Source organism: Pseudomonas sp. 18058, assembly GCF_902706155.1.
GTDB classification, from domain to species: domain Bacteria; phylum Pseudomonadota; class Gammaproteobacteria; order Pseudomonadales; family Pseudomonadaceae; genus Aquipseudomonas; species Aquipseudomonas rustica.
In genome coordinates, this window is the sequence record NZ_CACSJY010000013.1 from 119,113 (window position 1) to 127,858 (window position 8,746).

Consider the following 8,746-nt stretch of genomic DNA (forward strand, 5'->3'; position numbering starts at 1 on the left):
CGTTCCCACGCTCTGCGTGGGAATGCCTCAAAGGACGCTCTGCGTCTGCTCTTGGGACGCAGAGCGTCCCGGGCCGCATTCCCACGCGGAGCGTGGGAACGATCATGGTGGGCGGTTAAATCAATGTTTCGATCCGCAGCGAGTTAGTCGATCCAGGCTGACCAAACGGCACACCGGCAGTAATCAGCAGCGTGTCGCCACGCTCGGCCATGCCTTGGGCCTGGGCGATTTCCAGTGCGGTCGAGCAGACTTCGTCGACCTGACGCAGGCGATCGTTGACCACCGAGTGAATCCCCCACGCCACGCTCAGACGCCGCGCGGTTTGCAGGTTCGGCGTCAGGTTGAGGATCGGCGCTTTCGGCCGCTCCCGCGCTGCACGCAGACTCGAGGTGCCCGACTCGCTGTAGTTGACCAGCACCGCCACCGGCAGCACGTTGCTGATGCGACGGATCGCGCAACTGATCGCATCGGACACGGTCGCTTCAGCCTTCGGCCGGCTGACGTCGAGCTGGGTCTGATAATCCGGGCCATTCTCCACCTGGCGGATGATCTTGCTCATCATCTGCACGGCTTCCAGCGGGTACTCTCCGGACGCAGTTTCCGCCGACAGCATCACTGCATCGGCACCTTCGGCCACGGCATTGGCGACGTCAGTCACCTCGGCGCGGGTCGGGGCAGGGGAGAAGCGCATCGACTCAAGCATCTGCGTCGCCACCACCACCGGTTTGCCGAGTTCGCGGCAGGTAGTGATGATGTTTTTCTGGATCTGCGGCACGCTTTCGGCCGGCACTTCAACGCCAAGGTCGCCACGGGCCACCATGATCGCGTCGCTCAATTCCGCGATTTCACGCAGTTGTTCAACGGCGGAAGGCTTCTCGATTTTTGCCATCAAAAAGGCTTTGTCGCCGATCAACGCGCGGGCTTCGACGATGTCTTGCGGACGCTGTACAAACGACAGCGCGACCCAGTCCACACCCAGCTCCAGACCGAAGCTCAAATCACGGCGATCCTTGGCGGTCAGCGGGCTGAGGTCGAGCACCGCCTGCGGTACGTTCACACCTTTGCGATCCGACAACTCGCCGCCGTTGAGCACGGTGGTGTCGATCGCGTCAGCGTATTTGCTGACTACGCGCAGACGCAGCTTGCCGTCGTCGAGCAGCAGATCCATGCCCGCTTCCAGCGCTTCGATGATTTCCGGATGCGGCAGATTCACTCGGCGCTGATCGCCCGGTGTGGCGTCCAGATCGAGACGGAAGGCCTGACCGCGATGCAGTTGCACCTTGCCGTCAGCGAACTTGCCGACGCGCAGTTTCGGCCCCTGCAAGTCCATCAGAATGCCCAGCGGGTAGTTGAGCTGGCGCTCGACTTCGCGGATCCACTGATAGCGTTTGGCGTGGTCGGCGTGATCGCCGTGGCTGAAGTTCAGGCGGAAGATATTCACCCCGGCCTCGACCAGTTCACGGATCTCTTCGATGCCGTCGACAGCAGGCCCGAGGGTGGCGAGGATTTTTACCTTTTTATCAGGCGTCATGATTTGCAGCTCTCAAGGATCAGAATGGCGCGGAAGTCGTTGACGTTGGTGCGGGTCGGCTCGGTGACGATCAGCGCATCGAGCGCCTCGAAATAGCCGTAGCCGTTGTTGTTATCCAGCTCGTCGCTGGCGCTCAAACCGAGGGCGGCGGCGCGGGCGTAGCTGTCTGGGGTCATGATCGCGCCGGCGTTGTCTTCCGAGCCGTCGATGCCGTCGGTGTCACCGGCCAGGGCATAGACGCCGGGCTGGCCTTTGAGATTTTCGGTCAGGCTCAGAAGGAATTCGGCGTTGCGTCCGCCACGGCCATTGCCGCGTACGGTCACGGTGGTTTCGCCGCCGGACAAAATCACGCACGGTGCTGCCAGTGGCTGACCGTGGTTGATGATCTGGCGGGCGATGCCTGCGTGGACTTTCGCCACTTCGCGCGACTCACCTTCGAGGTCGCCGAGGATCAGCGTGCTGAACCCGGCCTGACGGCATTTCACCGCCGCCGCATCCAGCGATTGTTGAGGACGGGCGATCAATTGGAAGTGGCTGCGCGCAAGACTCGGATCACCGGGTTTGACGGTTTCCGACTCAGGGCTTTGCAACCAGTTGCGCACCGAAACCGGAATCTCGATGCCGTAGCGTTTGATGATCGCCAGCGCTTCGGCAGAGGTGCTTGGGTCGGCCACGGTCGGGCCGGAAGCGATGACCGTGGCGAGGTCGCCAGGCACATCGGAAATCGCGTAGGTATAAACAGTGGCAGGCCAGCAGGCCTTGCCGAGACGGCCGCCCTTGATCGCCGAGAGGTGCTTGCGCACGCAGTTCATCTCGCCGATGGTCGCGCCGGATTTGAGCAGGGCTTTGTTGATCGACTGCTTGTCGGCGAGGGTGATGCCTTCGGCCGGCAATGCGAGCAGGGCAGAACCACCGCCGGAGAGCAGGAAGATTACGCGGTCGTCCTCGGTCAGGTTGCTGACCAGTTCCAGTACGCGTTTGGCCACGGCCAGACCGGCAGCGTCCGGCACCGGATGCGCGGCTTCGACCACTTCGATTTTTTCGCACGGGGCGCCGTGACCGTAGCGGGTTACCACCAGGCCAGACACGTCACCTTCCCAGCAATTTTCGACCACTTGCGCCATCGCAGCAGCGGCTTTGCCGGCACCGATGACGATCACCCGGCCAGTACGATCGGCAGGCAGATGGGCTTCGAGGACTTGGTTCGGATGGGCCGCGTCGATGGCTGTGGCAAACAGCTCGCGCAGCAGTTGTTGCGGATCGACCGACATGGCGGGCTCCCGGAATTCTTGTTATTCGAAAGGGCAACTCAGACCCATTGTGGGAGCGGGCTTGCTCGCGAATGCGGTGGGTCAGTCAATCTCCATGTCGACTGACACGCCCTCTTCGCGAGCAAGCCCGCTCCCACATGGAAAGCGGGGCAGGGCTTATTTGTTGTCGCGAATCGAGAAGTTGGCCATGTGTTCCAGACCTTTGATCAGCGCCGAGTGATCCCAGTTGCTGCCACCGATCGCTGCGCAGGTGCTGAACACTTGCTGGGCGTTGGCGGTGTTTGGCAGGTTGATGTTCAGCTCTTTGGCGCCTTGCAGGGCCAGGTTCAGGTCTTTCTGGTGCAGGCTGATGCGGAAGCCTGGATCGAAAGTGCCTTTGATCATGCGCTCGCCGTGCACTTCAAGGATCTTCGAGGACGCGAAACCGCCCATCAGTGCTTCACGCACCTTGGCTGGATCAGCACCGTTTTTCGAAGCGAACAGCAGGGCTTCAGCGACGGCCTGAATGTTCAGGGCAACGATGATCTGGTTCGCGACTTTGGCGGTTTGACCGTCGCCATTGCCACCGACCAGGGTGATGTTTTTGCCCATGGCCTGGAACAGTGGCAGCGCGCGTTCGAAGGCATCGGCGTCGCCACCGATCATGATGCTCAGGGTCGCAGCTTTGGCGCCGACTTCACCACCGGATACCGGTGCGTCGAGGTATTGCGCGCCTTTCTCGTTGATCTTCGCCGCGAAGGCCTTGGTGGCGGTCGGCGAGATCGAGCTCATGTCGATCACGATTTTGCCTTTGCTCAGGCCAGCGGCAACGCCGTCAGCGCGGAACAGTACGTCGTCTACCTGCGGGGTATCCGGCACCATGACGATGATGAATTCAGCTTCCTGCGCGACTTCGCGCGGGTTGGCCAGGGCGACGGCGCCAGCGGCAACCAGGTCGGCAGGGGCGGCGTCGTGGTGCGCCGACAGGAACAGGCTGTGACCGGCTTTCTGCAGGTTCGAAGCCATTGGGTGGCCCATGATGCCGGTGCCGATAAATCCGATTTTAGCCATGAGAAAATCCTCTTGTTTTTGTCTTTCCCCTGTAGGAGCTGCCGAAGGCTGCGATCTTTTGATCTTGATCTTCAAAATAACAAGATCAAAAGATCGCAGCCTTCGGCAGCTCCTACAGGGTCATGTGTTTGTCAGATTGCGTTGTGGGTTTTCAGCCAGCCCAGGCCTGCTTCAGTGGTGGTCAGCGGCTTGTATTCGCAACCCACCCAACCCTGATAACCGATGCGGTCGAGGTGTTCGAACAGAAACCGATAGTTGATCTCACCGGTGCCTGGCTCGTTGCGGCCCGGGTTGTCCGCGAGCTGCACATGGTTGATCTCGCCCAGGTGCGATTGCAGGGTGCGGGCCAGATCGCCTTCCATGATTTGCATGTGATAGATGTCGTATTGCAGATACAGATTGGCGCTGCCGACCTGTTCGCGAATCGACAGGGCTTGCGCCGTGTTGTTCAGGTAGAAACCCGGGATGTCGCGGGTGTTGATCGCTTCCATCACCAGTTTGATGCCCGCCGCTTGCAGCTTGTCAGCCGCGTATTTGAGGTTGGCAACGAAGGTTTTTTCCACAGTGACATCATCAACGCCTTGCGGACGAATACCGGCCAGGCAGTTGATCTGGGTGTTGCCCAGCACTTGTGCGTAAGCGATCGCCAGATCGACACCGGCACGGAACTCTTCAACCCGATCCGGCAGGCACGCGATACCGCGCTCGCCCTTGGCCCAGTCACCGGCCGGCAGGTTGAACAGCACTTGGGTCAGACCGTTGGCGTCGAGCTTGGCCTTGATTTCGGCAGAGCTGAAATCGTACGGGAACAGGTACTCGACACCGCTGAAACCAGCCTTGGCGGCGGCGTCGAAACGGGCAAGGAAATCCTGTTCGGTGAACAGCATGGACAGGTTGGCTGCGAAACGCGGCATGGTGGTCTCCCGTTTTAGATTCTCGTTCCCACGCTCTGCGTGGGAGTGCCTCAATGGACGCTCTGCGTCCGGTTTGGGACGCAGAGCGTCCCGGGCTGCGTTCCCACGCAGAGCGTGGGAACGATCAGCGGTCAGCAGTTAATCGAGCAGCGAAATCGCCGTTGGCGCATCGTTGCCGACCAGCGCCAGGTCTTCGAATTCGTTGACGGCGTTGATCTCGGTACCCATGGAGATGTTGGTCACACGCTCCAGAATGATCTCGACGATCACCGGCACTTTGAACTCTTCGATCATCTGTTCGGCCTTGCGCAGGGCAGGGGCGATTTCCGATGGTTCGAACACACGCAGCGCCTTACAGCCGAGGCCTTCAGCCACTGCGACGTGGTCAACACCGTAACCGTTGAGTTCCGGCGCGTTCAGGTTATCGAAGGACAGCTGCACGCAGTAGTCCATTTCGAACCCGCGCTGTGCCTGACGGATCAGACCCAGGTACGAGTTGTTCACCACGACGTGGATGTACGGCAGTTTGAACTGAGCGCCGACCGCCAGTTCTTCGATCATGAACTGGAAGTCATAGTCCCCCGACAGGGCCACGACTTTGCGGCTCGGATCGGCCTTCACCACGCCCAGCGCTGCCGGAATGGTCCAGCCCAACGGGCCGGCCTGGCCACAGTTGATCCAGTGACGCGGCTTGTAGACGTGCAGGAACTGCGCGCCGGCAATCTGCGACAGACCAATGGTGCTGACGTAGCAGGTGTCCTTGCCGAACACCTGGTTCATTTCTTCGTAAACGCGCTGTGGTTTTACCGGCACGTTGTCGAAGTGGGTCTTGCGATGCAGGCTGGCTTTGCGCTGCTGGCAATCTTGCAGCCAGGCACTGCGGTTTTTCAGCTTGCCGGCGGCTTGCCATTCACGCGCCACTTCGATGAACACGGTCAGTGCTGCAGCGGCGTCGGACACGATGCCCAGATCCGGCGTGAACACACGACCGATCTGCGTGCCTTCGATGTCGACGTGAATGAACTTGCGGCCTTCGGTGTAAACGTCAACCGAACCGGTGTGGCGGTTAGCCCAACGGTTACCGATCCCCAACACCACGTCGGATTTCAGCATGGTCGCGTTGCCGTAACGGTGCGACGTCTGCAGACCGACCATGCCGACCATCAGCGGGTGATCGTCCGGGATGGTGCCCCAGCCCATCAGGGTCGGGATTACCGGGATGCCGGTCAGCTCAGCGAATTCAACCAGCAGATCGCTGGCGTCGGCGTTGATGATGCCGCCGCCTGCTACCAACAGTGGACGCTCAGCTTGATCGAGCAGCGCCAAAGCCTTCTCGACCTGAATGCGGGTAGCGGTCGGTTTGGCCAATGGCAGCGGCTGGTAAGCGTCGATGTCGAATTCGATTTCGGCCATCTGCACGTCAAACGGCAGGTCGATCAGCACTGGGCCTGGACGGCCGGAGCGCATTTCAAAAAACGCTTTCTGGAACGCGTAAGGCACTTGGCCTGGTTCCAGAACAGTGGTCGCCCACTTGGTGACTGGCTTGACGATGCTGGTGATGTCGACAGCCTGGAAGTCTTCCTTGTGCATACGGGCGCGGGGTGCCTGGCCGGTAATGCAGAGGATTGGAATCGAGTCGGCCGAGGCGCTGTAGAGCCCGGTGACCATGTCGGTACCGGCAGGGCCGGAAGTCCCGATGCACACGCCGATGTTGCCGGCTTTAGTGCGGGTGTAGCCCTCGGCCATGTGCGAGGCGCCTTCGACGTGGCGAGCAAGGACGTGATCGATGCCACCGACTTTCTGCAAGGCGGAGTACAGCGGGTTGATGGCAGCGCCCGGGATGCCAAAAGCGGTATCAACCCCTTCACGGCGCATCACCAGAACGGCGGCTTCGATTGCTCTCATTTTGCTCATGGTTTTGTGCCTCTTTACGTTTTGTAATTGTATACAAGTGGCTTTGCGCAGAGTGTATTCACGGCGGACGGCGCAGGTCAATCCATTTTCTCAAGCGCCTGTTTCATTCGTCGGAAGCCTTTATGACTGTGGCTTTTCGTCGCATGTGGCGCTTTTCGAGAATTATTGTATACAAAAAAATAATTCATTGTGTTCTATTTGTTGCATCGGACTGCGGCACAAAACCGCAGCCCCACGACTTTCCCTATAACAAAATGAGGACGGCACCATGAGCGCTTTAACCTTGAAAGTCGCAGTCAAACTGGTCAACGAGGCCATCAACGCAGGGCGCGGCATCAATGCCGCACCCCTGACCATCGCAGTGCTCGACACCGGCGGCCACCTGGTGACCCTGCAACGCGAAGACGGCGCCAGCCTTCTGCGCCCACAAATCGCCATCGGCAAAGCCTGGGGCGCCATCGCCCTCGGCAAAGGCTCGCGCCTGCTAGCCCTCGACGCCCAACAACGCCCGGCCTTTATTGCCGCGCTCAACAGCATGGGCCAGGGCAGCGTCGTGCCGGCACCGGGCGGTGTGTTGATTCGTGATCAGGCGGGGAATGTGCTGGGAGCGATCGGGATCAGCGGCGATCTGTCGGATATCGATGAGCAAGTGGCGATTAAAGCGGTGGAGGCGCTGGAGTTGCGGGCGGATGCGGGGGTGGCGGCCTGACCGGAAAATAAATCAGCACGTCTGATGGCGTGTTGATGACGAAGCGGGGCGGGGTCTATAGACTGCCGCCCCTCTCGTTTATGTATCAAGGAAGATCTGCGTGAAGACGCTATTTGCCATGACGATGGCCGCCGCCATCACCCTCTGCACGCCCGTCCTGCATGCGACGGAAGCCCCCGACGCCGACGAAATCGCCTTTAACGCGCTGAGCCCGGTGGTTTCTGCACTGCTCAACGCCGACGATGTACCGGGGTTGATGGAGCGGGCCGAGAAGCTCGAAGAAACCGACACGTTGCAGGCAATTGCGGTTTACCTGGCAGCCTCCCGTGAAGATCCCAAGCAACTGCTGGCGCCTTATCAGGTGGCGGCGCTGTTTGCCCGCCGTGGCGATGATCGACTGGCGCTGCGCTATCTGCAGGAGGCCGATGACCGTGGCCTGTGGTTCGGCCCGCTGCTGGCAGGGGACGAAGACTTCTCCGAGCTCCGCGACACCGCCACCTACAAATCCGTACTGGCCAGCGCGCAGCAGCGTTACAAGAAAATCGCCGAGGGCAAGGTTGGCGCGATTTCCGTGCTCAATCCGTCGGCGAAGATCCCTGCGCCCAAAGCCTGCCGCCCGGTGGTGGTGTGGCTGCACGGTTACGGCGTCAATGGCGAGCTGGATGCAGACTACCAGCCGCTGGCCGACACCGGCGCAATCATTCTGGGGATCAACGGCACGCAAATGATCAACGCGGTCGACAGCTTTCGCTGGATCGGCCCCGGTTTCGAAGGCACCCATGAAACCGTGCAGAAAGGCCTCAACGCCCTCGAAGCCCAGCAATGCATCGACCGCAAACGCGTGTTTTTGATGGGCTTCTCGCAAGGTTCGCAACACGCCGGCGCGCTGTTGGCGCAACACCCGGACGATTACGCCGGCGCACTGCTGCTGTCACCCGGCGGCAATCAACCGACGCCCACCGAAAGCAAGGCGCGCGGCAAGCGTGTGTTTGTCATCAATGGCAAAAAAGAAGGGCCGGGCAATCTACAGATGAGCGCCGATTTCCGCCAATTGTTCAGCGACGGCAACGAGGTCAAATCTCGCACCCACGAGGCCGGGCACACCTTCCCGGACGACTGGAGCACCTCGCTGCCGCAGGCGTTGCGCTGGTTGATGGGGGAGGAGGTTTGAGATGCGGGTGTATCGGTTTGATCGCTAGCGTCTGATCGATTGTCATCGCTGGCAAGCCAGCTTGTATGGTAGGACTCGAAGGGGTGGGTGGGACCAAAAGCCAGCTTCTGACTGTTAGCCCAGTACAGACTGTGGGAGACATCGGCCCCACCCCTTCCACCAAAGCGCCGATAAAGAATGCTTCGT

At 60.5% G+C, this 8,746-nt stretch carries 7 protein-coding genes; 2 read left to right on the forward strand and 5 right to left on the reverse strand.

Translation table 11 applies throughout. The features are described from left to right. Positions 1-115: 115 nt before the first annotated feature. From pyk to gcl, 5 genes are all read right to left on the reverse strand, one after another. Positions 116-1,531: a pyruvate kinase gene (pyk, locus tag GVL50_RS09840; RefSeq protein WP_053118455.1), complete on the reverse strand. Its 1,416-nt coding sequence runs from the start codon at positions 1,529-1,531 to the stop codon at positions 116-118. Continuing rightward, positions 1,528-2,802 (reverse strand): glycerate kinase, encoded by a 1,275-nt coding sequence (locus GVL50_RS09845; RefSeq protein WP_159812679.1) that lies wholly within the window; start codon positions 2,800-2,802, stop codon positions 1,528-1,530. The genes pyk and GVL50_RS09845 overlap by 4 nt, the downstream gene beginning before the upstream one ends. Positions 2,803-2,958: 156 nt before the next feature. Further along, the gene (locus GVL50_RS09850; protein ID WP_007919937.1) at positions 2,959-3,852 is read right to left on the reverse strand and encodes a 2-hydroxy-3-oxopropionate reductase; all 894 of its coding nucleotides are present in this window, start codon (positions 3,850-3,852) and stop codon (positions 2,959-2,961) included. 131 nt (positions 3,853-3,983) lie between these two features. After that, positions 3,984-4,766, reverse strand: a complete 783-nt coding sequence (gene hyi, locus GVL50_RS09855) for a hydroxypyruvate isomerase (RefSeq protein ID WP_159812681.1) — start codon at positions 4,764-4,766, stop codon at positions 3,984-3,986. Between the two features lie 138 nt (positions 4,767-4,904). Beyond that, positions 4,905-6,680: a glyoxylate carboligase gene (gcl, locus tag GVL50_RS09860; RefSeq protein WP_105709417.1), complete on the reverse strand. Its 1,776-nt coding sequence runs from the start codon at positions 6,678-6,680 to the stop codon at positions 4,905-4,907. Positions 6,681-6,948: 268 nt separating this feature from the next. On the opposite strand from gcl, the gene GVL50_RS09865 reads away from it, so the two are divergent. Together GVL50_RS09865 and GVL50_RS09870 are read left to right on the forward strand one after the other, a co-directional pair. Continuing rightward, positions 6,949-7,389: a heme-binding protein gene (locus GVL50_RS09865; RefSeq protein WP_053118462.1), complete on the forward strand. Its 441-nt coding sequence runs from the start codon at positions 6,949-6,951 to the stop codon at positions 7,387-7,389. Between the two features lie 100 nt (positions 7,390-7,489). Then, entirely contained in the window at positions 7,490-8,560 is a 1,071-nt protein-coding gene (locus tag GVL50_RS09870; protein ID WP_159812683.1) for an alpha/beta hydrolase, read from the forward strand. Positions 8,561-8,746: the final 186 nt, after the last annotated feature.

Bases quoted from the DNA above. Each gene is read 5' to 3' on its own strand.
- pyk (WP_053118455.1), bottom strand. From the start codon at position 1,531: ATGACGCCTGATAAAAAGGTAAAAATCCTCGCCACCCTCGGGCCTGCT.
- GVL50_RS09845 (WP_159812679.1), bottom strand. From the start codon at position 2,802: ATGTCGGTCGATCCGCAACAACTGCTGCGCGAGCTGTTTGCCACAGCC.
- GVL50_RS09850 (WP_007919937.1), bottom strand. From the start codon at position 3,852: ATGGCTAAAATCGGATTTATCGGCACCGGCATCATGGGCCACCCAATG.
- hyi (WP_159812681.1), bottom strand. From the start codon at position 4,766: ATGCCGCGTTTCGCAGCCAACCTGTCCATGCTGTTCACCGAACAGGAT.
- gcl (WP_105709417.1), bottom strand. From the start codon at position 6,680: ATGAGCAAAATGAGAGCAATCGAAGCCGCCGTTCTGGTGATGCGCCGT.
- GVL50_RS09865 (WP_053118462.1), top strand. From the start codon at position 6,949: ATGAGCGCTTTAACCTTGAAAGTCGCAGTCAAACTGGTCAACGAGGCC.